Origin of the sequence: Exiguobacterium sp. s63 (assembly GCF_018617335.1) — a bacterium.
GTDB lineage: Bacteria > Bacillota > Bacilli > Exiguobacteriales > Exiguobacteriaceae > Exiguobacterium.
Genome location: NZ_JACSKB010000002.1, coordinates 442202 through 465373, shown reverse-complemented (window position 1 = coordinate 465373; position 23172 = coordinate 442202). Strand labels below are relative to the sequence as shown.

Annotated in this window: 22 protein-coding genes; all 22 read right to left on the bottom strand. The window is 49.8% G+C overall.

The window, feature by feature from the left end:
• Positions 1-68: 68 nt before the first annotated feature.
• The 22 genes from pyrE to KNO90_RS09075 all read right to left on the bottom strand — a co-directional run bounded on the left by pyrE (position 69) and on the right by KNO90_RS09075 (position 23158).
• Positions 69-695 (bottom strand): orotate phosphoribosyltransferase, encoded by a 627-nt coding sequence (pyrE, locus tag KNO90_RS09180; RefSeq protein WP_214740020.1) that lies wholly within the window; start codon positions 693-695, stop codon positions 69-71.
• Positions 679-1383 (bottom strand): orotidine-5'-phosphate decarboxylase, encoded by a 705-nt coding sequence (gene pyrF, locus KNO90_RS09175; protein WP_214740018.1) that lies wholly within the window; start codon positions 1381-1383, stop codon positions 679-681. Before pyrF ends, pyrE begins: the two co-directional genes overlap by 17 nt.
• Positions 1358-2284 carry a dihydroorotate dehydrogenase gene (locus KNO90_RS09170; RefSeq protein ID WP_214740016.1) on the bottom strand — a complete coding sequence of 309 codons (927 nt, stop codon included), beginning with the start codon at positions 2282-2284 and terminating at the stop codon, positions 1358-1360. The genes pyrF and KNO90_RS09170 overlap by 26 nt, the downstream gene beginning before the upstream one ends.
• Positions 2281-3000, bottom strand: a complete 720-nt coding sequence (locus KNO90_RS09165) for a dihydroorotate dehydrogenase electron transfer subunit (protein WP_215113484.1) — start codon at positions 2998-3000, stop codon at positions 2281-2283. The genes KNO90_RS09170 and KNO90_RS09165 overlap by 4 nt, the downstream gene beginning before the upstream one ends.
• Entirely contained in the window at positions 2997-6200 is a 3204-nt protein-coding gene (carB, locus tag KNO90_RS09160; protein WP_215113483.1) for a carbamoyl-phosphate synthase large subunit, read from the bottom strand. Before carB ends, KNO90_RS09165 begins: the two co-directional genes overlap by 4 nt.
• Position 6201: 1 nt before the next feature.
• Positions 6202-7284 (bottom strand): carbamoyl phosphate synthase small subunit, encoded by a 1083-nt coding sequence (locus tag KNO90_RS09155; RefSeq protein WP_215113482.1) that lies wholly within the window; start codon positions 7282-7284, stop codon positions 6202-6204.
• Entirely contained in the window at positions 7262-8542 is a 1281-nt protein-coding gene (locus KNO90_RS09150) for a dihydroorotase (RefSeq protein ID WP_214740003.1), read from the bottom strand. Before KNO90_RS09150 ends, KNO90_RS09155 begins: the two co-directional genes overlap by 23 nt.
• Positions 8539-9453 carry an aspartate carbamoyltransferase catalytic subunit gene (locus KNO90_RS09145; RefSeq protein ID WP_214740001.1) on the bottom strand — a complete coding sequence of 305 codons (915 nt, stop codon included), beginning with the start codon at positions 9451-9453 and terminating at the stop codon, positions 8539-8541. Before KNO90_RS09145 ends, KNO90_RS09150 begins: the two co-directional genes overlap by 4 nt.
• Positions 9454-9582: 129 nt before the next feature.
• On the bottom strand, positions 9583-10887 hold the full coding sequence (locus KNO90_RS09140; RefSeq protein WP_215113481.1) for a uracil-xanthine permease family protein: 1305 nt from the start codon (positions 10885-10887) through the stop codon (positions 9583-9585).
• Between the two features lie 48 nt (positions 10888-10935).
• Positions 10936-11493, bottom strand: a complete 558-nt coding sequence (gene pyrR, locus KNO90_RS09135; RefSeq protein ID WP_251125751.1) for a bifunctional pyr operon transcriptional regulator/uracil phosphoribosyltransferase PyrR — start codon at positions 11491-11493, stop codon at positions 10936-10938.
• 175 nt (positions 11494-11668) lie between these two features.
• On the bottom strand, positions 11669-12580 hold the full coding sequence (locus KNO90_RS09130; protein ID WP_214739995.1) for an RluA family pseudouridine synthase: 912 nt from the start codon (positions 12578-12580) through the stop codon (positions 11669-11671).
• On the bottom strand, positions 12580-13053 hold the full coding sequence (lspA, locus tag KNO90_RS09125; RefSeq protein ID WP_215113480.1) for a signal peptidase II: 474 nt from the start codon (positions 13051-13053) through the stop codon (positions 12580-12582). The genes KNO90_RS09130 and lspA overlap by 1 nt, the downstream gene beginning before the upstream one ends.
• A gap of 57 nt (positions 13054-13110) precedes the next feature.
• Positions 13111-15837, bottom strand: a complete 2727-nt coding sequence (gene ileS / locus KNO90_RS09120; protein WP_214739990.1) for an isoleucine--tRNA ligase — start codon at positions 15835-15837, stop codon at positions 13111-13113.
• Positions 15838-16113: 276 nt separating this feature from the next.
• Entirely contained in the window at positions 16114-16662 is a 549-nt protein-coding gene (locus tag KNO90_RS09115) for a DivIVA domain-containing protein (RefSeq protein ID WP_214739988.1), read from the bottom strand.
• An 18-nt stretch (positions 16663-16680) separates the two neighbouring features.
• Positions 16681-17451 carry a YlmH family RNA-binding protein gene (locus KNO90_RS09110; RefSeq protein ID WP_214739986.1) on the bottom strand — a complete coding sequence of 257 codons (771 nt, stop codon included), beginning with the start codon at positions 17449-17451 and terminating at the stop codon, positions 16681-16683.
• A 3-nt stretch (positions 17452-17454) separates the two neighbouring features.
• The gene (locus tag KNO90_RS09105; protein ID WP_214739984.1) at positions 17455-17724 is read right to left on the bottom strand and encodes a YggT family protein; all 270 of its coding nucleotides are present in this window, start codon (positions 17722-17724) and stop codon (positions 17455-17457) included.
• 4 nt (positions 17725-17728) lie between these two features.
• Positions 17729-18199, bottom strand: coding sequence for a cell division protein SepF (locus tag KNO90_RS09100; RefSeq protein ID WP_015881316.1), 471 nt, complete (start codon positions 18197-18199; stop codon positions 17729-17731).
• Between the two features lie 23 nt (positions 18200-18222).
• The gene (locus tag KNO90_RS09095; RefSeq protein ID WP_214739982.1) at positions 18223-18876 is read right to left on the bottom strand and encodes a YggS family pyridoxal phosphate-dependent enzyme; all 654 of its coding nucleotides are present in this window, start codon (positions 18874-18876) and stop codon (positions 18223-18225) included.
• Positions 18873-19634 carry a peptidoglycan editing factor PgeF gene (gene pgeF, locus KNO90_RS09090; RefSeq protein ID WP_215113479.1) on the bottom strand — a complete coding sequence of 254 codons (762 nt, stop codon included), beginning with the start codon at positions 19632-19634 and terminating at the stop codon, positions 18873-18875. The genes KNO90_RS09095 and pgeF overlap by 4 nt, the downstream gene beginning before the upstream one ends.
• 51 nt (positions 19635-19685) lie before the next feature.
• Positions 19686-20828 carry a cell division protein FtsZ gene (ftsZ, locus tag KNO90_RS09085; protein ID WP_214739978.1) on the bottom strand — a complete coding sequence of 381 codons (1143 nt, stop codon included), beginning with the start codon at positions 20826-20828 and terminating at the stop codon, positions 19686-19688.
• A gap of 45 nt (positions 20829-20873) precedes the next feature.
• Positions 20874-22160, bottom strand: coding sequence for a cell division protein FtsA (gene ftsA / locus KNO90_RS09080; protein ID WP_214739976.1), 1287 nt, complete (start codon positions 22158-22160; stop codon positions 20874-20876).
• A 227-nt stretch (positions 22161-22387) separates the two neighbouring features.
• Positions 22388-23158: a cell division protein FtsQ/DivIB gene (locus tag KNO90_RS09075; RefSeq protein ID WP_214739974.1), complete on the bottom strand. Its 771-nt coding sequence runs from the start codon at positions 23156-23158 to the stop codon at positions 22388-22390.
• Positions 23159-23172 lie beyond the last annotated feature (14 nt).

Sequence of the window (23172 nt, the reverse complement as noted above, 5' to 3'; positions counted from 1 at the left end):
CTTTCATTATTTTACCACGAAGTATGACATAAGCCGAATTGAAAAAGAATCCGCCCGAGGGTGGATTCTTAAGAGGTGACGAGATTGCTCCAAGCGCGAGGGTCTTGTTGCCACTCACGGAGTGACTCCAGTTCTGAACGTGTGAGAACGCCTGTCGTTTCTGCCACTTCAATTAATTCCGAGAACGTCGTCAACGATGTCGCCGTCAGGTCTGCATCGGCTAGATTCTTCTGGAGAACCGGCAATCCGTACGAGAAGATGGCTTGAATACCAGTGACTTCACCACCTGCCGCACGAATCGCTTGGGCTGCATCGATACTCGACATACCCGTCGATAACAAATCTTCGATCACGAGCACACGTGCCCCGTTGTCGAGTTTCCCTTCGATTTGATTTCCTTTCCCGTGCCCTTTCGCACTCGAACGGACATAAATGAACGGGAGACCGAGTCGGTCGGCGAGCAATGCCCCGTGAGGAATCCCTGCCGTTGCTGTCCCTGCGATCACATCGACTTCGGTCGGATTGACTGACTTCACCAATCCATCGACGATGACTTGACGTACTTCTGGATAACTGAGTGTGAGCCGATTATCGCAGTAGATGGGACTCTTCAAGCCGCTCGACCATGTATACGGCTCAGTCGGTGAAAGTGTGACGGCCTCAATCTGTAAAAGTGCCTCAGCGATTTGTTTCATATAGTTGTCCCCATTCCTTCATGAATTGGTTGTACATAGCCATCGGTTCAGCTGCACGTGTAATCGGTCGGCCGACGACGATCGAGTGAACGCCCGCCAGTTTCGCGTCTCGTGGCGTCGCGATGCGAACTTGATCATCATCTGTTTCACCGAGTCGGATACCTGGCGTGACTGTCATGAACGTATCCCCGAGTTTCTGATGAATCGCTTTCGCTTCTTGAACGGATGCGACCACTCCGTCAAGTCCCGCCTGCTTCGCAAGTGTCGCTTGTCTGAGAACAGCTTGATCGAGTCGTCCGGCAATACCGAGCTCTGTCTGCATCATTCGTTCATCTGTCGACGTCAACTGTGTGACCCCAATCAATTGAGTGGTATCAGTCGCTTGACGTAACCCGTCTAACGCATAGCGCATCATCTTTTCTCCACCTAACGTGTGGACATTCGTCACAGCCACACCGAGCTTTCCGATTTGTCGCATCGTTCGACGAGCCGTCTCCGGGATATCGTGTACTTTTACATCTAGAAAGACCGGGTAACCCTCGTCGACCAATTCTTCGACAAAGCGCGCACCTTCTCGATAAAAGAGTTCCATCCCGACTTTAACAGCCGGTCGGTTTGAAAAATGTTTTAACAATTGAAACGCTTCGTCCCGCGTTTCCACGTCAAGGGCGAGATACAAGTTGCGCATATGCCTTCCCCCTCACATCCAAAATATGTTCGATTCCGAGTGAATCGAGTCGTGCCGGTAATGCTTCGATGATTTCCTGACAGACGTATGGATTTTCAAAGTTTGCCGTCCCAACGGCAACGGCAGACGCTCCAGCATAAATAAACTCAAGCACATCGTCGACCGTTCGCACCCCGCCCATGGCGATAATCGGGATATCGACCGCTTGCGCGACTTCATACACCATTCGAATGGCCACCGGTTTGATGGCCGGACCGGATAACCCACCGATTCGGTTCGCCAAGATTGGTTGCCCGGTCTGAATATCGATCCGCATCCCGACGAGTGTGTTGATCATCGTCAATCCGTCCGCGCCGGCCGCTTCGACGGCTCGCGCCATGTCGGTGATCGACGTGACGTTCGGAGAAAGTTTGACATAGACCGGCTTACTCGAAGCCGCTTTGACGAGTCTCGTCAGTTCTGCCGCCATCACCGGATCCGTCCCGAACTGCATGCCCCCACATTTCACGTTCGGACATGAGATGTTCAATTCGATGGCTTTAATCGTCGGGTCGGCGCTGATTCGACGAGCGACTTCCACGTATTCATCTGGCGTCGAACCGGCAACATTAGCAATGATTTCCGTGTCGAACGTCGAGAGGAATGGTAATTTTTCTTCGATGATTGCATCGACGCCTGGATTTTGAAGCCCGATCGCGTTCAGCATGCCCTGTGCCGTTTCGGCGACACGTGGGGTCGGATTACCGAATCTCGACTCCTCCGTCGCCGCCTTGATCATGATACCTCCTAAAATGGAGAGGTCATATAGTTTCGCAAATTCCTCTCCAAATCCGAAACATCCGGAAGCCGGAATAATCGGATTTTTTAAATGAAGACCTGGTAAATCGACATTCAATCTCATAACAGCACCTCTTCCGCATTGAATACCGGTCCATCGCTACATACTTTCACATAGCCCTCCGGTGCTTGACAGACACAGGCAAAACAAGCGCCAATGCCACAACCCATCCGATTTTCAATTGAGATGTAACGCTCCGGAATCGGTGAAGCGGCGACCGCCTTCAACATCACTTCCGGACCGCAGCTGAATAAGACGTCCGCCTCGATGCGTGCGAGTGGACCCGTGACGTAGCCAGACTCCCCGTGACTGCCGTCTACTGTCGTGATGATGGTCTCACCAAGTTCACGAAAGGCTTCTTCATAAAAGACACTTTCTTTTGAATCAAACCCAAGAATCGCAATCGTTTCAATCCCCATCTCATGGAGTTTGCGTCTGACATAGTATAGAGGTGGGACCCCAATTCCTCCTCCGACCAGGACGACCCGCTTTCCTTGTTGGGCAAGTGGGAAACCGTTCCCGAGCGGACCAAGGACGTCTAGCGTGTCCCCAATACGTTTCCCCGCCAGCTCAGTTGTCCCTTCCCCAATCACTTTGTATAAGAAGGTAACTTCGTCCCCCTCGACGTTCGCCACCGATAACGGTCGACGTAACAGACCGGACGTCTTGATGTGAAAGAACGTCCCAGGGGCGATCTCCACCCCAGGGCAACGTACTTTCATCTCCATCGTCGCTTTTGCGATTTGCCGGTTACTGACAATCGTCACGTCATGTCTCATACCATCACCCCGAACGTTGTGAATGCCGGGATGCTGACCGTTTGGAACGATAAGCTTTCAATGACTTGTAGTAGCGCTTCGACCGTGTCGAGCGATGTGAGGCAGAGCGTACCTTGTTCGGCGGCTGTACGGCGAATCAAGAAGCCATCTTTCGTGACGAGTGCGTCGCGACTCGTCGTATTGATGATCAAGTCGACGTCTCCTCGCTCGATCACGCTGAGCATCGTCTCACCGTCTTCTTGAATCTTCCCGACTCGACGGACGCGCATCTGTTCCGCTTCGAGACGTTCAGCCGTCCCACTCGTTGCCATGAGTCGGAAACCGAGGCGGTCGAATCGTTTGGCTAAGGCAATCGCCTCATCCTTGTCGTGATCCGCAATCGTCATGAGCACGTTTCCTTTTAAGGCGATGTTCATCCCTGCTGCGACAAGACCTTTATAGAGCGCTTTTTCAAGTGTCCGATCTGTTGCCATGACTTCCCCTGTCGACTTCATCTCAGGTCCGAGCGATGGATCGACTTCTTTCAATTTCGCGAACGAGAAGACCGGGACTTTAACCGAAATGCTGTCCGACTCAGGATGGATGCCCGTCCCAAGACCGAGTTCTTTCAAGCTTGTTCCGAGAATCGTTTGTGTCGCAATCCGCGCGACCGGTAACCCTGTCACTTTCGAGATGAATGGAACCGTCCGGCTCGCACGCGGGTTCACCTCGATGACGTACAAATCATCTGCATAGACGAACTGGATATTGAGAAGCCCTTTAATGCGGAACGCCTTCGCCAACTTGATCGTATAATCGACGACTTTTTGCTTCAATTCATCACTGAGTCGTTGTGGCGGATAGACGGCAATCGAATCACCTGAGTGTACGCCGGCCCGTTCGATATGCTCCATGATGCCTGGGATATAGACGTCTGTCCCGTCACAGATGGCATCGACTTCGATCTCAATCCCCGTTAAATAGCGATCGATTAGGACCGGGCGATCTTTCGAGGCGATGACGGCGTTTCGCATGTAACGCTCGAGCTCCGACTGTTCATACACGATCTCCATCGCCCGTCCGCCGAGCACGTATGATGGTCGGACGAGTACCGGATAGCCGAGTTCGTTCGCACATTCGACGGCCTCTTCCACGTTCGTCGCCGTCTTTCCTGGTGGTTGCGCCAATCGTTCAGCGGACAAGGTAGCCTCGAACGCCTTCCGGTCTTCGGCACGGTCGATATCTTCTAATGACGTTCCGAGAATTTTTACGCCGTTCGCTTCGAGCGATGCCGCTAAGTTGATGGCGGTCTGTCCACCGAATTGGACGATGACGCCGAGCGGGTTCTCGTTATCGATGACTTCTAACACATCTTCCGTCGTCAACGGCTCGAAGTATAAGCGATCGGAGATGGAGAAGTCCGTCGAGACCGTCTCTGGGTTATTGTTGATGATGATGGCTTCATATCCCGCATCTCGAATGGTTTGAATCGAGTGCACGGTCGCATAATCAAATTCGACACCTTGTCCGATTCGAATCGGACCCGACCCGAGGACGAGGATGGATTCACGGTCTGTCTTCACCGCTTCGTTCTCCACTTCATACGTCCCGTAGAAATACGGTGTCTCCGATGCGAATTCCGCCGCACACGTATCGACCATTTTATATACAGGTCGAATGTTCCATCCATGACGTTGCGAACGAATTGTCTCAACGTCTGTCTCTAGGATTCGGGCGATGGCGACGTCACTGAAACCAAGTCGCTTCACGTCGAGCAAACGTTCTGACGTCAATGGCTCCGATGCTAGTTGTTGCTCGGCTTTCCAGATCCGGTTTAATTTCTGTAAGTAGAATCGATCGATTTTTGTCAGTTGATGTAGCGTTTCTACCGTGTACCCGCGACGTAGTGCCTCATGGATGATGAACATACGCTCGTCTGTCGGATGAATGAGTCCATGCTCGAGCTGTTCTGTGTCCAGCGCTTGAAGTTGTGGGACATAAAGTTCTTCCATACCCAGTTCGAGCGAACGAACGGCTTTTAACAGAGCCTCTTCTAAATTCCGACCAATGGCCATGACCTCACCCGTCGCCTTCATTTGTGTGCCTAAGCGGCGATCCGCGGACTCAAACTTGTCGAAAGCGAAACGTGGGATTTTGGCGACGACGTAATCGAGCGCCGGTTCGAACGAGGCGTAGCTCGTCTCGGTGACCGGGTTTTTTAGTTCTGACAACTTGTAGCCGACAGCGACTTTCGCAGCAAGCTTGGCAATCGGATAGCCAGTCGCTTTTGATGCGAGCGCCGAACTTCGTGACACACGTGGATTCACTTCGATGACGTAATATGTGAAACTGTCCGGGTCGAGTGCGAATTGGATGTTACATCCTCCTTCAATCCCAAGTGCCCGAATGATATCGAGCGATACGCTCCGTAACATTTGATAATCCCGATCCGACAACGTCTGCGTCGGTGCGAATACGATCGAGTCACCAGTGTGGACTCCGACCGGGTCAAAGTTTTCCATCGCACAGACGATGATGGCTTGGTCACTCGAGTCACGCATGACCTCAAACTCGACTTCTTTCATCCCGGCAATCGATTTCTCGAGCAAGACTTGCGTCACAGGACTTGCCTTCAATCCGGATTCAACGATTTGCTCGAACGATTCCCGGTCATGGGCAATCCCTCCCCCGGTTCCCCCGAGCGTGTACGCAGGCCGGATGATAATCGGATACCCGATCTGTTCCGCAAATCCCCAAGCAGACTCGAGTGTATGAACAATCTCACTTTCAGGTACGCCGTGACCAAGTTCGAACATCAAGTTACGGAACTGTTCCCGGTCCTCTGCCTGAACGATCGCAGACAGTTTCGTCCCGAGTAGTTCCACGCCGCAATCTCGCAAGACGCCCCGTTTGTCGAGTTCAAATGCCAAGTTCAATCCCGTCTGACCGCCGAGCGTGGCAAGGAGGGCATCAGGACGTTCCTGACGAATGATTCGTTCGACGAATTCTGGTTCGAGCGGTTCGATATAGACACGATCCGCTGTCGTCGGATCCGTCATGATAGTGGCCGGATTCGAGTTGACGAGGATGACTTCGTAGCCTTCTTCTTTCAAGGCAAGACATGCCTGTGTACCAGCATAATCAAACTCCGCTGCTTGTCCGATTACAATCGGTCCTGATCCGATTACGAGGATTTTCTGAATATCTGGTCGTTTTGGCATGTCAAATTCCTACTTTCTGTTTGTTTTCTTGTACGAGTTGCATGAAACGGTCAAATAAGTCGTTGGCATCGAACGGTCCCGGTGCTGCCTCGGGATGATACTGTACCGAGAAGGTCGGATGATGGAGATGTCTTACCCCTTCAATCGTTCCGTCATTGACCGCACGATGTGTCACGATGAGCGGTGTATCGAGCAGTGACGTTTCCTCTACCGCATATCCATGGTTTTGAGAAGTGATGGTCACGGCACCTGTCTCAAGCTCGAGCACCGGATGATTCGCGCCACGATGTCCGAACGGAAGCTTGAATGTATTCGCACCGTTTGCGAGGGCAATCAGCTGATGACCGAGACAAATCCCGAACATTGGTGTCGTCGGCATGAGTTGCTCGATGAGCGGCAATGCAGTCGGAACGTCTTTAGGGTCTCCTGGTCCATTTGATAACATAATGCCGTCTGGCTCGTACCGTAATACCTCTTCTGCCGTCACATCGTGCGGGAAGACGATGACTTCACAGTCGCGTTTCATCAACTCGCGCATGATTCCGAGTTTCGCGCCAAAGTCGATCAAGGCGATACGTGGTCCCGTTCCCGTACTCACATACGTCCGTTTCGTCGAAACACGTGCGACTTGGTCGTTCGGAGACAGTTCGTTAAAGCGAGACTGTACCTCTTCCCATGTCAATTCACCATCGACGAGGACACCTCGCATGACACCTTGCGCCCGTAAGTGACGTGTCAACATTCGTGTATCGATATCCGAGAGTCCTGGAATGCCGAAGCGAGTGAGTGTTGCATCGAGTGTCGTCGTTGAACGGAAGTTCGATGGCGTATCGCATACTTCTTTTACGATTAACGCTTTCGCCACCGGAACTGTCGTTTCAAAATCCTCGCGATTGACACCATAGTTTCCGATCAACGGGTTCGTCAGGACAATCATTTGGTCGCAGTACGACGGATCCGATAAGATTTCTTGATATCCTGTCATCCCTGTCTGAAAGACGACTTCACCCATCGTATCAGCGGGTGCCCCGAACCCTTTCCCGACAAATTTCATTCCATCCTCAAGCCATAATGTTCGTTTCATCAAATCGCCCCTTATATACAATTTCGCCACCGACCATCGTCATGACCGGCCATCCGACAAGTTGTTTCCCCGTAAAAGGTGTGTTCTTCCCTTTCGAATAGAACGTCGACGGATCCACCACCCGCGTCGTTTCTGTATCAATCAGTACCAAATCGGCATCCGCCCCAACTTTCAGTTCCCCTCTTGATAATCCGAACACGTCGCTCGGGCGTTTCGTCATCCAATCAATCAACTGATGTTCTTCCATGACGCCGGTTTCCACAAACGTCGTGTAGAGAAGCGGGAATGCCGTCTCGAAGCCGGTAATCCCGAATGGTGCACGTTCCATCCCCTGTGCCTTCTCTTCTGCTGTATGAGGAGCATGGTCCGTTGCAATCATGTCGATCGTTCCATCGAACAATCCTTCGAGAAGCGCCTGTCGATCGTCCTCGCTTCGGAGCGGCGGGTTCATCTTGAAGTTTGCATCGAGTCCTGGGATATCATCTTCACTCAAGACGAGGTGATGTGGCGTCACTTCAGCAGTCACACGGATGCCGGCACGCTTCGCATCCCGAATGACACGAACCGATTGGCGGGTTGAGACGTGACAGACGTGATAATGACAACCTGTCTCTTCGGCGATCAACACGTCGCGAGCGATATGAATGCTCTCCGCAAGACTCGGAATTCCTTGAATGCCATGCGCCTCACTGAATTTGCCCTCGTGGACCGATCCCGCCTTCAACGTATTGTCTTCACAGTGGGCGACGACCGCTTTGTTCAATCGTTTCGCTTCTCTCATCGCTTGTCGCATCATCGCCGCCGATTGGACACCGACCCCGTCATCTGTGAAGGCAAAGGCATCTGCGAGCGATTCCATGTCGACCTGTTCCTCACCGAGCTGTCGTTTCGTGATGGCCGCGTAAGGAAGGACTCGGACGACTGCATCTTGATCGATTTTTTGGAGGAGGACGTCCATCGTCTCGCGATTGTCCGGTACCGGTCTCGTGTTTGGCATCGAGCAGATGGTCGTGAATCCGCCTGCCGCAGCAGCCATCGTTCCCGTCTGAATCGTCTCTTTCACCTCGCCTCCCGGTTCACGCAAGTGGACATGGACATCGACGAGTCCTGGTGTGAGCAGATAGCCTGATGCATCGATGATTTCTTGCCCCGCGCCCTCCCCCATATAGTCGAGTGATTCGATCTTTCCGTCCTTCACTAGAATAGATGTCGTGCGTTTCGTTCCCTCGTCATACCATGTCGCGTTTTGAAGTATCATTGTTGTCCTCCTAATGCTCGATTTAAAATGCTCATGCGTGCATAGACGCCGTTCTTCATTTGCGGGAAGATGCGTGACCGCTCATGTTCGATCAGACTTCCGGCAATCTCTACATCCCGATTGACCGGAGCCGGGTGCATGATAATGGCGCCTTCTTTCATTCGCTCGACGCGTTCGACCGTCAAACCGAACTGTGTGTGATACTCCTCTTTTGAGAAGACGTCTCCCATGATGTGACGCTCATGCTGTACACGAAGTAACATGATGACGTCACATTCACCTAAAATGTCATCGAGTTCTTTTCGCTCTAGTCCCATTGAATCGTCCCACCAAGAGATGGGGCTACAACCGACCACGTTTGCCCCAAGTCGTTTCAAGACGCTCGCATTCGAGCGGGCGACCCGACTATGGACGAGGTCGCCACAGATGGCGACGTTCAACCCTTGAAACGTTCCGAACTCTTCAAAGATGGTAACGAGATCGAGCAACGATTGGGATGGATGTTCCCCGCTCCCGTCCCCTCCGTTCAACACCGGGATATTTAGTTTCTCGACGAGTTCGTGATAATAGCCTGCTTCCGGATGTCGAATGACGAGCGCGTCCACACCGATGGCTTCGAGCGTTTTGCACGTATCGTAGAGCGTTTCGCCTTTTGTGACCGATGACGTCGTCACATCGAATGGAATCTCTTGCATGTTCAAATGGCGCTCGGCCATTTGAAACGAGTTTTTCGTGCGCGTCGAATTTTCAAAGAACAGGTTCGCTACCGTCTTCCCGTCAAATAATGGAGGCAGATCTCCTTGTTTGTAGCGCAACGACTCTTCAATCATGCCCATGATCTCCTCAAGGGAAAGTGTGTCCAAACTGACGAAGTGTTTGACCGGTTTTACGTTTGTCTGCATCGTATTCATGTTCGTCTCCTCCTTTAGTTAGAGGCAAAGAGAAAAGGCGTCTCTTCACCGATGTGAAGGGACGCCTTTATCTGGGCAGGGTACACCCAAATAAACGAGCCTTCACTTTGCCGACCTCACGGGATCGAATTAAAAGTTACTTGCTTGTTTCGTTTCTTCAGTTGTGTTGATGTCGACCGCTGTTTCCTCTTCTTCTTTCGGCAAGATCGCGTTCAATAAAATACCGACGACTGTCGCGAGCGCCATCCCTTGTACCGGGAAGCTACCGATTTGAACCATCGCACCACCGAGCCCGATGACGAGGATGACCGACGAGATGATCAAGTTGCGTTTCTCTGCCAAGTCGACTTTGCTCTCTACCATCGTCCGTAACCCGTTTGACGCGATGACACCGAACAAGAGGATTGAGATTCCACCTTTGACCGGGTTCGGGATGGTCGAGATGAATGCTTCGATATGACCGAGGAATCCGAAGCTGATGGCCATGAGCGCCGCTCCAGCGATGACGTAGACACTATAAACTCGCGTGATGGCCATGACGCCGTTGTTCTCACCGTAAGTCGTACACGGTGGTCCACCGAGTGCGGAGGCGACCGCTTTTCCTACCCCGTCACCGAGTAGCGTGCGATGGAGACCCGGATCTTTCATCGTCTCTCGTCCGATGATTTTCGACGTGACCATCTGATCACCGATGTGCTCCGTCATTGTGACGAGGGCGACCGGTACGATTGCAAGGAGTGCACCGACTTGCCACATCGGCATGTAGTCGACGAACACCATCGTGAAGTCAGGGAGTTGGAACAAGCTCGCTTGTTGAATCGGTGAGTAATCGATGATTCCAAATGCTGCGGCAATCCCGTAGCCCCCGACGATTCCAAAAAGGATCGGAACCGCTCCCCAGACACCTTTTAGCTTTGTCATGGCGAGCATTGTGATTCCAAGCGTCAATAGAGCGATGACCATGAATGTTCCGTTGTACGCACCATCTTGATTCATCGACATGTCGATGGCGACCGGAGCGAGCGAGAGGCCGATGACCATGATGACCGGTCCAACGACGACTGGTGGAAGCAATCGGAGCAACCAATTGACGCCCGTCTTATAGATGATCAAGGAGACGACGCCGTATACCGAACCGGCGACGATACCGCCAAAGAGCGCGGCTTCGACACCCCATTGCTGGCTGACCGCTATGATTGGGGCGATGTAGGCAAAACTTGAACCTAAGTATGTCGGGACTTTGAAGCGAGTAATCGCTAAGAATGAGAGCGTGGCCACTCCGGAAGCGACGAGGGCGACCGATGTATTTAATCCAGTCAAAATCGGGACTAAAATCGTCGCTCCGAACATGGCGAAGACGTGTTGAAGACTGAATAACAGCCATTGTGGAAAGTGAGCTGGACGCTCGTGGATGTGTAGAACAGGTTGTTTCATATTGAATTCTCCTTCCTGGCCTCTCAGGACCACCTTAAAGGTATGGGTTTAGTGCTGATGGATACTGACTTCATCCGCCGTATCGACTTCACTGAGTCGGACGACGACTTGCTCGGACTTGGACGTCGGAACGTTCTTTCCTATAAAATCTGGTCGAATCGGGAGTTCTCGATGGCCTCGATCAATCAAGACAGCGAGTTGGATATAGTCCGGACGACCATGGTCGACAAGCGCGTCCATTGCGGCACGAACCGTGCGACCGGTATACAGAACGTCGTCGACGAGGACGACCGTCTTTCCGTTGATGTCATGCGGTAATTCCGTCGCTTTCACTTCTGGGTCAAGCGACTTCTTCGATAAGTCATCTCGGTAAAGCGTGATATCGAGATTACCGAGTGCGACCGGCTTGCCTTCAATCTCTTCGATTCGGCGTGCGAGTCGGTCAGCGAGCGTTTCGCCTCTCGTTTTGATCCCGACGAGTACGACATCATCGATTCCTTTGTTTCGTTCAATGATTTCATGAGCGATTCGTGTCAAAGCTCGACGGATGGCTGACTCATCTAAAATGACTGATTGTTTCACGTGATTCCTCCTTCCAAACTTCATAAAAAAAGAAGACTCCCTGATCCGGCTGGAAAGGGAGTCTTCATCAAAAACGGCATACGAATGCCGGGGTTGAATTGACGTAAATGTGACCGCGGTCACAATCCTTTCACAGCCTCTCTGGACTGGGTTTAAAGGTGTTATGCTTCCTAGACTATAAATCGGAACGTGACAGAAGTCAACGTGTTTTCTCGATTTTATCTAATTTTGCGAGTTCCGCTTTGAAGTCTTCTGGGAGTGGCGCTTCGAACTCCATCCATTCTTTCGTACGTGGATGATGGAATCCGAGTGTTGCCGCATGGAGCGCTTGACCGCCTAAATCAATCGTGCGGCGTGGGCCATATTTCGGGTCACCGGCGAGCGGATGACCGATATAACGCATGTGTACGCGAATCTGGTGCGTGCGTCCCGTTTCTAATTTACACTCCACGAGCGTGAAGTCTTTATAACGTTCGAGTAAACGAAAATGTGTGACCGCTTCTTTGGCGTTCCGATCCGTCACGGTCATGCGCTGACGATCATTTGTATCACGCCCGATTGGTGCCTCGATTGTTCCAAGTTCATGGACAAGTTCGCCGTGGACGAGCGCGATATATTCCCGTTTGATTGTCTTGTCTTTCAATTGGCTCGCAAGCGACTCGTGTGCCAAATCATTTTTGGCGACCATGAGAAGACCTGTCGTGTCCTTATCAATCCGATGGACGATTCCTGGACGTTTGACCCCATTGATGCCCGATAGGTCATCACAATGGAAAAGTAGCGCATTGACGAGCGTTCCTGATGTATGACCGGCTGCAGGGTGAACAACCATCCCACGAGCCTTATTGACGACGATGACGTCCTCGTCCTCAAAGACGATTTCGAGCGGGATGTCTTCAGGCAACACTTCGAGCTCGACCGCTTCCGGCACGTTCACTTCCACTTCATCCCCCACTTGAAGCTTGTAGTTCGCCTTCACGGCACTACCATTGACGAGGAGGGCTCCCGTCTTGATCCATTCCTGTACTTGTGAGCGTGACCATTCACCACGGTCACTGACCCACTTATCAATCCTTGCCTTTTCATCGGCGACAAAAGTATACGTTTCCATTACGATTGTCCCCTTTCTTTGTGTAATTTTTCTTCAAATAAAATCCCAACGACCATCAAGATGACCCCAAACGTGAGTGCCATATCGGCCACGTTAAAAATTGGGAAGTTGTACCCGAACGGATACGTATCGACAAAATCGACGACTTCGCCACGAAACAGGCGGTCGATAAAGTTCCCGATGGCACCGGCCAATAGTAGTCCGACACTGTATCCGAGAAGGTGATAACCTTTTACTTCTTTGTGCATGAAGTAGGTCAGTCCTGCCACGACAAGCATTGTGATGACGAAGAAGAACACCATTTGTCCCTCTAACATTCCCCACGCTGCCCCTTTATTGCGATAAGACGTCCAATATAACAAATTCGGGATGACTTCAATCGTTTGCCCGATGGTCATCGTCTGTACGACCACCCATTTCGTCAATTGGTCGAGAAAAATCAAGAGTATGGCCAATCCATAATAGCGTTTCATACGCGTCTCCTTTCAAGCCGTTAAGAAACCGGAGTGGGGACGCCACTCCGGTTCGTCTTAACCGATTACTGATGCACAGCGTGGGCAAAGCTCAGGATGCTCTTCGTTTTGTCCAAGCTCTGTCGAGTATGTCCAACAGCGTGCACAAGCGGCTCCGTCGGCTTTCATGACTGTGATTTTCGTCGTCGCATAATCGACGTCTGCCGTCTCAGACCATTCCACTTGCGATACTTGAAGCAGTTGACTGACGTTGTCGATCGTCTTAAGCAACTCGGCAGTCTCTGCTTTCGGTGCGAGGATCAACTTCGCCTCAAGCGGTTTTCCGATCAATTTTTCTCCACGTGCAATCTCAATCGCTTTCAAGACATCGTCACGGAAGACGAGGAATTTCGACCACTTCTCAAGTAAAGCCGTTTCGTCTGTTGTGAGCGCGCTCACTTCTTCTAAATCCGTCAAGAAGATACTTGCTTCTGACTTCCCAGGAACCTCTTTCCACGCCTCATCGGCTGTGTGTGGAAGGATTGGTGCCAATAGTTTCGTCAAGAGTACGACCGCATCGTACATGACTGTCTGAACAGCACGACGACGGAGATCGTCTTCACGTTCGATATACAGAATATCTTTTGTGAAGTCGAGGTAGAACGATGACAACTCGTTGACACAGAAGTTATGAACGAGATGATACACGGCCATAAAGTCAAATTCATCGTATGCTTTGACAACTTTTGTCTGTAATTGCTTGAGTTTCGTCGCCATGAAACGGTCTGCTTCCGGCATGTCGTCGAATGCGACACGCATCGATGGTTCGAACCCGTTCAAGTTCCCGAGCAAGAAGCGGATCGTGTTACGCATCTTCCGGTAAACTTCTGATACTTGTTTGAAGTTGTCATGTGACGCACGTACGTCTGATTGGTAGTCAACCGATGCGACCCAAAGGCGTACGATTTCGGCACCGTATTGTTTTACGAGATCGTTCGGTGCGATTGTGTTACCGAGCGATTTCGACATCTTACGTCCATCGCCATCAAGGACAAAACCGTGGCTTAAGACGTTTCGGTATGGTGCTTTCCCAGTCGTCGCGACAGCTGTTGAGAGTGACGAGTTAAACCAGCCGCGATATTGGTCAGAACCTTCAAGGTAAAGGTCTGCCGGACGACGCAGGTTTTCGCGTTCCTCTAATACACCAGCGTGTGAAGAACCTGAATCGAACCAGACGTCCATGATGTCGAGTTCTTTACGGAACTCGCCATTCGGGCTGTTCGGATGTGTGAAGCCTTCAGGGAGAAGGTCTTTCGCTTCACGCTCATACCATACATTTGACCCGTGCTCGCGGAACAAGTTCGCAATGTGGTCAATCGTTTCGTTCGTGATGATTTCAGTACCATCTTCAGCGTAGAAGATTGGGATTGGAACACCCCAAGCACGTTGACGGCTGATGACCCAGTCTCCACGGTCACGGACCATGTTGTAAAGACGTGTCATCCCCCATTCAGGAACCCAGTTCACTTCTTCGATTTCACGAAGCATATCTTCACGGAAATCTTTGATCGATGCGAACCATTGTGGCGTCGCACGGAAGATGACCGGCTTTTTCGTACGCCAGTCGTGCGGGTACGAGTGCTTGATGAACTTCAAGTTGAGCAAGTAGCCGTTCTCTTCAAGCTTCATCCCGATTTGTTTATTCGCATCTTCGTAGAAGAGACCCTCGAAACCAGGGGCTTCGTCTGTCATATACCCACGGTCATCTACCGGGCAAAGGACGTCTAATCCGTAAGCCTGTCCGACACGATAGTCGTCTTCCCCGTGTCCAGGGGCCGTATGCACGAGTCCCGTCGCATCCGCAGTGACGTGGTCACCAAGGATGACGAGTGACGTCCGGTCATACAACGGATGCTGCGCCGTCATGTATTCAAAATCGCGACCGTTCCATGAACCGCTCACTGTATAGTCAGACCATCCAAGCGCTGTCGTCACTTCTTCAACGAGCGTTTCTGCGACGATATAGCCTTTCCCTTCATGATCGATACGCGTGTAAGTCAACTCATCACTCACCGCGATTCCAAGGTTGGCCGGGATTGTCCAAGGTGTCGTCGTCCAGATGACAAAATGATCATTTGACGTCAATGTATCTTTACCGTCTACAACGCGGAATGCCACGTAGATAGCCGGTGATTTTTTATCGTAATATTCAATTTCAGCTTCCGCGAGTGCTGACTCCGAAGATGGTGACCAGTAGACCGGTTTTTTCCCTTTGTAGATGTAACCTTTCTCAGCCATCGACCCGAACAAGCGAATTTGTGCCGCCTCGTATTCAGGAAGAAGCGTGATGTATGGGTTCTCAAAGTCTGCGAGAAGACCGAGACGTTTAAATTGTTCGCGTTGCGAGTTCACTTGTTCCATCGCATATTCTGCACACTTTTCACGGAATTCAGCGACCGTCATCTCCTTACGGTTGACGCCAGCTTTTTGAAGGGCATTCTCGATTGGAAGACCATGTGTATCCCAACCTGGAATCATTGGAGACTGATAGCCATTCATCCCTTTGAAACGCACGATGATGTCTTTTAATACTTTGTTCATCGCGTGTCCCATGTGGATGTCGCCGTTCGCATATGGAGGTCCATCATGTAAGATATATTGCGGTTTCCCCGCATTTTTTTCTTGTACCTTGTTGTAAAGGTCCATGTCTTCCCATTCTGTTTGCATTGCCGGTTCGCGTTTTGGTAAATTCCCACGCATTGCGAATTCTGTGTTTGGCATTAATAGCGTGTCTTTGTAGTTCATCGAAACTCCTCCATCAACATTTTTTTAGAAAACAAAAAAACCAACCCATCCCTGATAGGGACGAGTTGGTTGACTCGCGGTACCACCCTACTAGCCTCACTCTCATGAGACCGCTCTCGGTAACCGATAACGAGGTCAGGCGGTCACGCTTACTATAGTTCAGCGCGACGACTCATAGGGGATACCGATTCGAGTCTTTCTCTTAGGCTCTCACCGTCCCTAAGTCGCTTCGTAGGTATGACTCGATCGACGCGTCCTACTCAACGTGTTGATCATTTATCCATGTTGTTCTTCATTCTGTGTGACTTCGTGGTCATTATACGCAAGTTCTGATCTATCGTCAAGAACCGTCTGCACAGGCGGCTCCCCGACAATCGTCTCCCACTCTGTGCTGTTTAAGAGCTCCATTTGAGCGTCGACGAGGACACGGAAACGTGTTCGATACAACTCGACTTTCTTGAGCATCTGAACGACTTCACGTTCAGCAAGTTGCTCTTTTCGCGCCGCTTCTTCTTCACGAGCGAACGCTTCACGTTCCGCTTGCTTCAAAATGAGACTCGCTTCTTTTTGAGCATTGTTCTTCACTTCTTCCGCTGCTTCCTGCGCGACAATAATCGACTTGTTCAACGTATCTTCCATCGAGGAGAAGTAGTCAATGCGGGCTTGCATATCGTTGACAAGTTCTTCATACCGTCGATTCTCACGAATCAATAGTTCAAACTCTTTAATGATTTGATCTAAAAATTCATTGACCTCATCGATGTCGTACCCACGAAAACGGGAAGAAAATTCTTTATTATGAATATCAATCGGTGTCAACGCCATTCGACTTTCCTCCTAAATTCAACGTATGGTGCCATACTGGATTTTAATTTTTTCACGTTTGGTCGATCCGAGAATCTCCATCAATTTGATGCGACCATATCCACGAACGGAGAGCAGATCATCTGGCTCAAGGATGAAGCTCGCGTCTTCAATGACTTTATGGTTCACTTTACAGTCGCCATGTTTGACGAGTGCCTGGGCTTTTTGCCGAGAAATATTAAGCACCTCGCTTGCGACCGTATCAAATCGTAACGAGGACACGATGCCAAAGCCTTCCACCCACTCCGTTTTTGGAACGATGAGAATCTCTTCTTTCGCCACAGAGGAAATACGGACTTTTGCTTTTCCGACACGCTCGAGGTTCATTTCGATGAATCCGACCGCTTCTCGTGTCGTCGCAAATTGTACGATCTCCTCGTCAAGAACGACGTCACCGAACTTTTGGCGCTTCAGTCCAGCGTTCAGCAATGTCCCTGTCACTTGTCGATGCGTCAAGTCCACAAATTTTGTCGGATACTCGATTCGACGGACCTCAATCTCGAAATCATCGGCATTCAGTTCATAATAATCCGGGGCCAAAATCAGTCGACGTCGTTCTGCCCCTTCAAATCCGCCATCATCATGAATGACAAGTTGTTTGCCGACAAGCTGTTTGACGATTTGCTGTTCACGCGGATCTAAGAAATCCGTCAACTTCAGCACATAGCTATTCTCCACTTGCTGTACCCAGTCGAGCACTTGCTCCACGAACGCGCGTTCACTTGGTCGATAATGGTCATAGACGCTCATACGTCACCCAAAAATCGCAGCGATCCCAGATTGGGCCATACGTAACACGAACAACGCCACGATTGGGGAAATATCAAGCATGCCACCAATCGGTGGGATGATTCGACGAAACGGCGCCAAAAACGGTTCACAAAGGAAAGATAAAATCTGTCCAAATTTTGATTCACGTGCGTTCGGGAACCATGATAATAAAATATAACCGATAAGGACCCAACTATAGATACCAAGTAAGTCGCTCAACGTTTTGCCTAAGGCAGGGATTACGTTTTCCATTCAGTTACCACCCTTTACTGTGAAGTTCATCCTCCGAAATCAAGTTTGAAATTGAACCCGTCAATTCGACGTTATTCGGAGTACACAGAATCGTGTTATGTCCAATCGAAGTCATCGATCCCTCAAGGGCATATACGACACCTGAGAGGAAGTTAACGACTTGACGCGATTGCTCTTTTGACATGCGCTGAAGGTTGACAATGACAGCACGGTTTTCTTTCAGATGATCGCTGATGTCTTGCGCTTCAGCGAACACACGTGGCTCAGCCAATACGACTTTCGAACGGTCTTTCTTTTTCGTATTGAGCGCTACGAGATTATTTGCTGATTTTGGGCGATCATCCTGTCTGACGACCGATGTTTCAGTCGTAGAAGGAGCGGCTGCATTTGCAACTGCGTACTCTTCTTCCTCATATGTGCTGTTCGGATCTTCCTCGAGTCCAAAGAAATCTTTCATTTTGTTTTTGATTGACATAACGGATTCCTCCTTAAGATATATTATTGCACAAGTACGGTACCAATACGAACAAACGATGCGCCTTCTTCAATCGCGATTGGATAATCGTTTGACATCCCCATCGACAGTTCCGTGCAAGGTGCGTGTTCATACGCCTTTGCCTTCACTTCATCACGTAAATGACGGAGACGGCGGAACGTTTCACGAAGGATGGACTCATCTTCAGTGAATGGTGCCATCGTCATTAGTCCGATGATTCGAATATGAGGATACTGTTTACAGTTCTCTATGAAGGGCGCGACTTCCTCTATTTCAAGACCATGTTTTGAATCTTCTCCTGATGTGTTCACTTGAACGAAACAATCAATCATTCGGTCCGCACGCTTGTCAATCTCTGCTGCGAGAGACAAACGGTCGAGCGAATGGATTGCTGCGACGTGATCAATGATTTGTCTCACTTTTCGCGTCTGTAACGTACCGATAAAATGAAATCTCGCATCCTTCGGCATCCCTTCAACTTTCTCGAGTAAAGAATCCGGACGGTTTTCTCCAAAGTCACGAATCCCTTCTTCGTAGAGAGCATTGGCCACATCGACACCGACCGATTTCGTGACGGCAATCAAAGTAGGGTCCACATCTTGAACGTGTGATGAAATGATGGATTGAACTTCCTTTACATTATCTGAAATACTCACAATTTCCGCTCCTTGACGATGACTGCTGCAAACCGACGTTTCATTTCTCCATCTCGATAGGAGAAATACGGGGCATCTGCGCCAGTCGTTAAATTCGATTGCATGACTAGTGTGTCATGTTCTTTTGCCAATACTTCATTGACGGTTTGGAGGGACAAAAGGGCGTGGTCCCCTGACTCGTTTCGCACGGCCTGTTCATATGCAACGGGTGAGACTTCCCGAACGGCCTGTAGGACGCGACCATCGACCTCATAATCATCTCCCGAGATGGACGGACCGACGAGCATGTCCACATCGGTCGCCTCGATTCCCTGTTCAGCAAACGTTTCGAGCATGGACTGTACAATGTTTCCGACCGTACCTTTCCACCCGGCATGGGCAATCCCAATGACTCCGTGCTCTTTCGCACAGAAGAAGAGAGGCACGCAGTCGGCAAAGACGAGTGCTAATGGTAACGCGTCCTCCATCGTGAGCAATCCATCCGTTTGAGGAATCGCCTCATCATACTGGAACGCTCCTTTACCTTTATCAGACGAATCGACGACTTGAACCGTTGTTCCGTGCACTTGATCGGCCCACACGGAATCGCCTAGCGAGAGTCCTGATTGTTCAAAGAACTGTCGACGATTTTCGACGACTTGGTTGACTTCATCCCCCACGTGTAATCCGACGTTACCAGCGTTATGTCCGTTCGTTCGCGTCGTCACATAAGCATGATAGCGATTCGTTTCGGTTTCCCAAGTATGTAACAGTTGCATCGGTCTCTCCTTTTAGAAAAAGGGATGCCGAATACCGGCACCCCAAGTTGTTTAGTTACGGCGTTGTCTCACGAACGCAGGGATGTTGATCGTCTCATCTGGGACGTCTCCCCCATATACAGGACGATGGAAGTTCCCTTCGTCTTGTTGAGCCGTTTCATTTGCTTTTGGTTGGGGTTCCTTGTTCTCAACCTCAGGCTGTTTTTTCGGTTGCTGAAGGAACGGGTTCGCCCCTTGCGCTTCTTCAGCGAATTCAGTTGCAATCACGGTGACGATGATCTCGTCGTTCAAGTTTTCGTTGATGACCGAACCGAAGATTAAGTTCACTTCTTCATCAGCTGCACTTTGAACGATTTGAGCCGCCTCTGTTACTTCAAACAAGCTGAGGCTAAGTCCACCCGTGATGTTCATCAAGACACCTTTCGCTCCTTCGATTGATGATTCGAGAAGAGGTGACGAAATGGCTTTCTTCGCAGCTTCAACGGCACGGTTTTCACCTGTAGCGACACCGACACCCATGAGGGCAGAACCTTTCTCCGTCATGATTGTCTTCACATCTGCAAAGTCAAGGTTAATGAGACCTGGAATCGCAATCAAGTCTGTAATCCCTTGAACACCTTGGCGAAGTACGTTATCCGCTTCACGGAACGCCTCAATCATCGGTGTGTTGCGTTCCACGATTTCAAGAAGCTTATCGTTTGGAATCACGATGAGCGTATCTACTTTTTCCTTGAACGCTTGAATTCCGTGTTGTGCATGTTGCATACGCTTGCGTCCTTCGAACATGAACGGTTTTGTGACGACACCGACTGTGAGTGCGCCGATTTCTTTTGAAATTTCTGCAATCACCGGAGCAGCACCTGTCCCGGTTCCACCACCCATACCAGCAGTGACGAAGACCATGTCTGCTCCATCAAGTGCTTCAATCAACTGTTCGCGACTTTCTTCGGCTGCTTTTTTACCGATATCAGGGTTGGCCCCTGCACCGAGTCCACGTGTCAATTTTGCGCCAAGTTGAAGTTTCACGTCGGCTTTCGACATGTTCAACGCTTGTGCATCCGTGTTGACAGCGATGAACTCGACTCCTTGTACCCCATGTTCAATCATGCGGTTAACGGCGTTTGACCCGCCGCCACCGACTCCAATTACTTTAATTTTTGCTACGGCGTCAATCGCCTCATCAAAGTACATCATTCAGGTATCCCCCTACGTATTTTCCAAGTTGTATTCAACATCAGCTTAAACGCCAAATAATTTTTCCATCAAACGACTAAACCCTTTTTTCGATTCCTGATCGGTCTCGTATTCGTTCTCTCCTACATGAATATCGGTCGCTTCTTGCTTCGTGTGAAGTGTTTCTTGACGAACTTCCGGTTTTTCAAGTTGAGATTTCGAAACGTGATGATCGCTCATCAACACATATTTCAATACGCCGACGGCTGTCGCGTACTTCGGATGTCTGACACCAATCGACGAAGGTTGGTACAATCTCGTCTTTTGGCCCATAATCCGAGTCGCCAATTCCTGAATACCAGGCAGAGCGGCTGCTCCACCGCAAAGTAAGTATCCGCCATTTAGCATCGGAACACCTACTTTTTGAACCTTATTCAACATAAGTGTAAACATTTCCTCTATTCTTGCTTCTAAAACGTAGCTAATTTCTGATTGTGGTTCAAACGCCACTTCCCCATTGATGTTCGTATAGGAGAAACCTTCTGTCCCGTCGGCCATTTCTTCAAGAGCGAGACCGTATTCTTCTTTCGCAACTTTGGCGTCTTGATACTTACAATTGAGCTTATAAACCAAATCTCTCGTCATATGGTCCCCACCGACCGGGAGAATATATGAATAGACGAGGTCTCCCCGATAAAATACGGAAACCGTCGTTTTTTCATGTCCGACATCGACGAGGCCGATTCCTAAATCGATTTCATCTACAGAAGCCGCGCTCATGCCGAGTGCAAGATTTCCTAAAATAAATCCTTCGAGTTGTAATCCGGCCCGTTCGATCGAACGACGAATACTATGTAAAATGGTCTTCGATCCGGTTACCATTTTCCCGTGCATCTCAAGTCGATAGCCTAACATGCCACGCGGATCAACGACACCTGTTTGTTGATCGACCGTGAATGAGGATGGAATGACGTCGATGACACTCATCTCATCCGGTAAGCGCATCACTTGTGCCGAGTTGATGACTTCCATCACGTCTGCGTCCGTAATTTCCTGGTCTTCCCGCTTCACAGATGCGATTCCATGACATGGGGCAATTTGGATATGTTCCCCTTCGATGGCAACGTATACAGATCGAATTTGATCGCCTAGTGATGTTTCGGCATGTTCAACGGCCTGTTTGATCGCTTGAACTGTCTTATCGATATCTACGACTGCGCCACGTTTTACACCCGCAGACGGTGCACACCCTTCTGCCAAAATATTAAGCGTTCCGCCGAGCAATTCACCGACGACGAGCTTAATCTCTGACGTTCCAATATCTAATGCGGCTACATAACCATTCGCTTCCAAAAGGGAAACACCTCCGCTCTATAATTTTCCTGTTCCAATTGCCTGACACATATACAGATATCCAATAAAATTGTTGGTTTCGACAAGATATCTCACGTCTAAGTTTACAACAAATAAGATAGTGAGAAAAGGTAGAATCCTACAATTTAAGCGGTTTCGCGTTATCAATTCGTTTACAAACAACAAAAAAACAGCCCTTAACTGTCTAAGGACTGTAATATAACTGATTATTCATTCGTTTTCTTGTATGGAACGAAGTAAAACCCACCATCCATGACGACTGTCCCGCGCTCGCCTTTCGGGATATTTTCATAGATTTCTCCATATTTCGAGACGGTCTCACTTAACTTCAATGTCGGAGTTAGCAATGTATTTCCATCATTCATGAAAATCTCGTATCGCGTCGGTTCTCCTTTTTTCTTTGCCAACGTCACTTCTGACATACGAGCCCGAGTCGCATCATCCACACGCTCGAGTTCACTCGCAATCTTTTTAAGTTCTTCTTCAGAATTGAATTCCCTAAGAAGGGGACCGTCCTTTAACTTTTGAGGGTCAGTAATGGTACCGGTCGGATGAAGCGAGCCGTCTGCTAAGACGACCACATCTCCCTTGTCTGCCCTCGCGTAGGCGATCATCTTTTCTTCTGTCACGTTGATTTGAACATTGTTGTACCAAGAACGATCGATCTCTACCTGTTTGACACCAGGCAGCTGTTCCATCTGCTCACTCATCTTTTTTGGGGACAGACTAATAAACTTTGTCGTCGTGTCGAGTTCCACATCTTGAAACACGTACGACTTTTCTAACCAGAAAAGACCGGATACGTTCACTTCTTTGACGTTTGACATCGAGGTTTGCATATAAACTACGAGTAAGATTAGAATCCCAAATAAGGAGAGTACAGAAAACATCCGACGGTTCGCTTTTTTTCGCCGTTGTTTCTTCATATATGGAATACGGTCTTCGAGACTACGTACCGTTTGTTGGCTAGGTTCCATCGGATTCTACTCCT

Bases quoted from the DNA above. Each gene is read 5' to 3' on its own strand.
- pyrE (WP_214740020.1), bottom strand. From the start codon at position 695: ATGAAACAAATCGCTGAGGCACTTTTACAGATTGAGGCCGTCACACTT.
- pyrF (WP_214740018.1), bottom strand. From the start codon at position 1,383: ATGCGCAACTTGTATCTCGCCCTTGACGTGGAAACGCGGGACGAAGCG.
- KNO90_RS09170 (WP_214740016.1), bottom strand. From the start codon at position 2,284: ATGAGATTGAATGTCGATTTACCAGGTCTTCATTTAAAAAATCCGATT.
- KNO90_RS09165 (WP_215113484.1), bottom strand. From the start codon at position 3,000: ATGAGACATGACGTGACGATTGTCAGTAACCGGCAAATCGCAAAAGCG.
- carB (WP_215113483.1), bottom strand. From the start codon at position 6,200: ATGCCAAAACGACCAGATATTCAGAAAATCCTCGTAATCGGATCAGGA.
- KNO90_RS09155 (WP_215113482.1), bottom strand. From the start codon at position 7,284: ATGAAACGAACATTATGGCTTGAGGATGGAATGAAATTTGTCGGGAAA.
- KNO90_RS09150 (WP_214740003.1), bottom strand. From the start codon at position 8,542: ATGATACTTCAAAACGCGACATGGTATGACGAGGGAACGAAACGCACG.
- KNO90_RS09145 (WP_214740001.1), bottom strand. From the start codon at position 9,453: ATGAATACGATGCAGACAAACGTAAAACCGGTCAAACACTTCGTCAGT.
- KNO90_RS09140 (WP_215113481.1), bottom strand. From the start codon at position 10,887: ATGAAACAACCTGTTCTACACATCCACGAGCGTCCAGCTCACTTTCCA.
- pyrR (WP_251125751.1), bottom strand. From the start codon at position 11,493: ATGAAGTTTGGAAGGAGGAATCACGTGAAACAATCAGTCATTTTAGAT.
- KNO90_RS09130 (WP_214739995.1), bottom strand. From the start codon at position 12,580: ATGGAAACGTATACTTTTGTCGCCGATGAAAAGGCAAGGATTGATAAG.
- lspA (WP_215113480.1), bottom strand. From the start codon at position 13,053: ATGAAACGCTATTATGGATTGGCCATACTCTTGATTTTTCTCGACCAA.
- ileS (WP_214739990.1), bottom strand. From the start codon at position 15,837: ATGAACTACAAAGACACGCTATTAATGCCAAACACAGAATTCGCAATG.
- KNO90_RS09115 (WP_214739988.1), bottom strand. From the start codon at position 16,662: ATGGCGTTGACACCGATTGATATTCATAATAAAGAATTTTCTTCCCGT.
- KNO90_RS09110 (WP_214739986.1), bottom strand. From the start codon at position 17,451: ATGAGCGTCTATGACCATTATCGACCAAGTGAACGCGCGTTCGTGGAG.
- KNO90_RS09105 (WP_214739984.1), bottom strand. From the start codon at position 17,724: ATGGAAAACGTAATCCCTGCCTTAGGCAAAACGTTGAGCGACTTACTT.
- KNO90_RS09100 (WP_015881316.1), bottom strand. From the start codon at position 18,199: ATGTCAATCAAAAACAAAATGAAAGATTTCTTTGGACTCGAGGAAGAT.
- pgeF (WP_215113479.1), bottom strand. From the start codon at position 19,634: ATGCAACTGTTACATACTTGGGAAACCGAAACGAATCGCTATCATGCT.
- ftsZ (WP_214739978.1), bottom strand. From the start codon at position 20,828: ATGATGTACTTTGATGAGGCGATTGACGCCGTAGCAAAAATTAAAGTA.
- KNO90_RS09075 (WP_214739974.1), bottom strand. From the start codon at position 23,158: ATGGAACCTAGCCAACAAACGGTACGTAGTCTCGAAGACCGTATTCCA.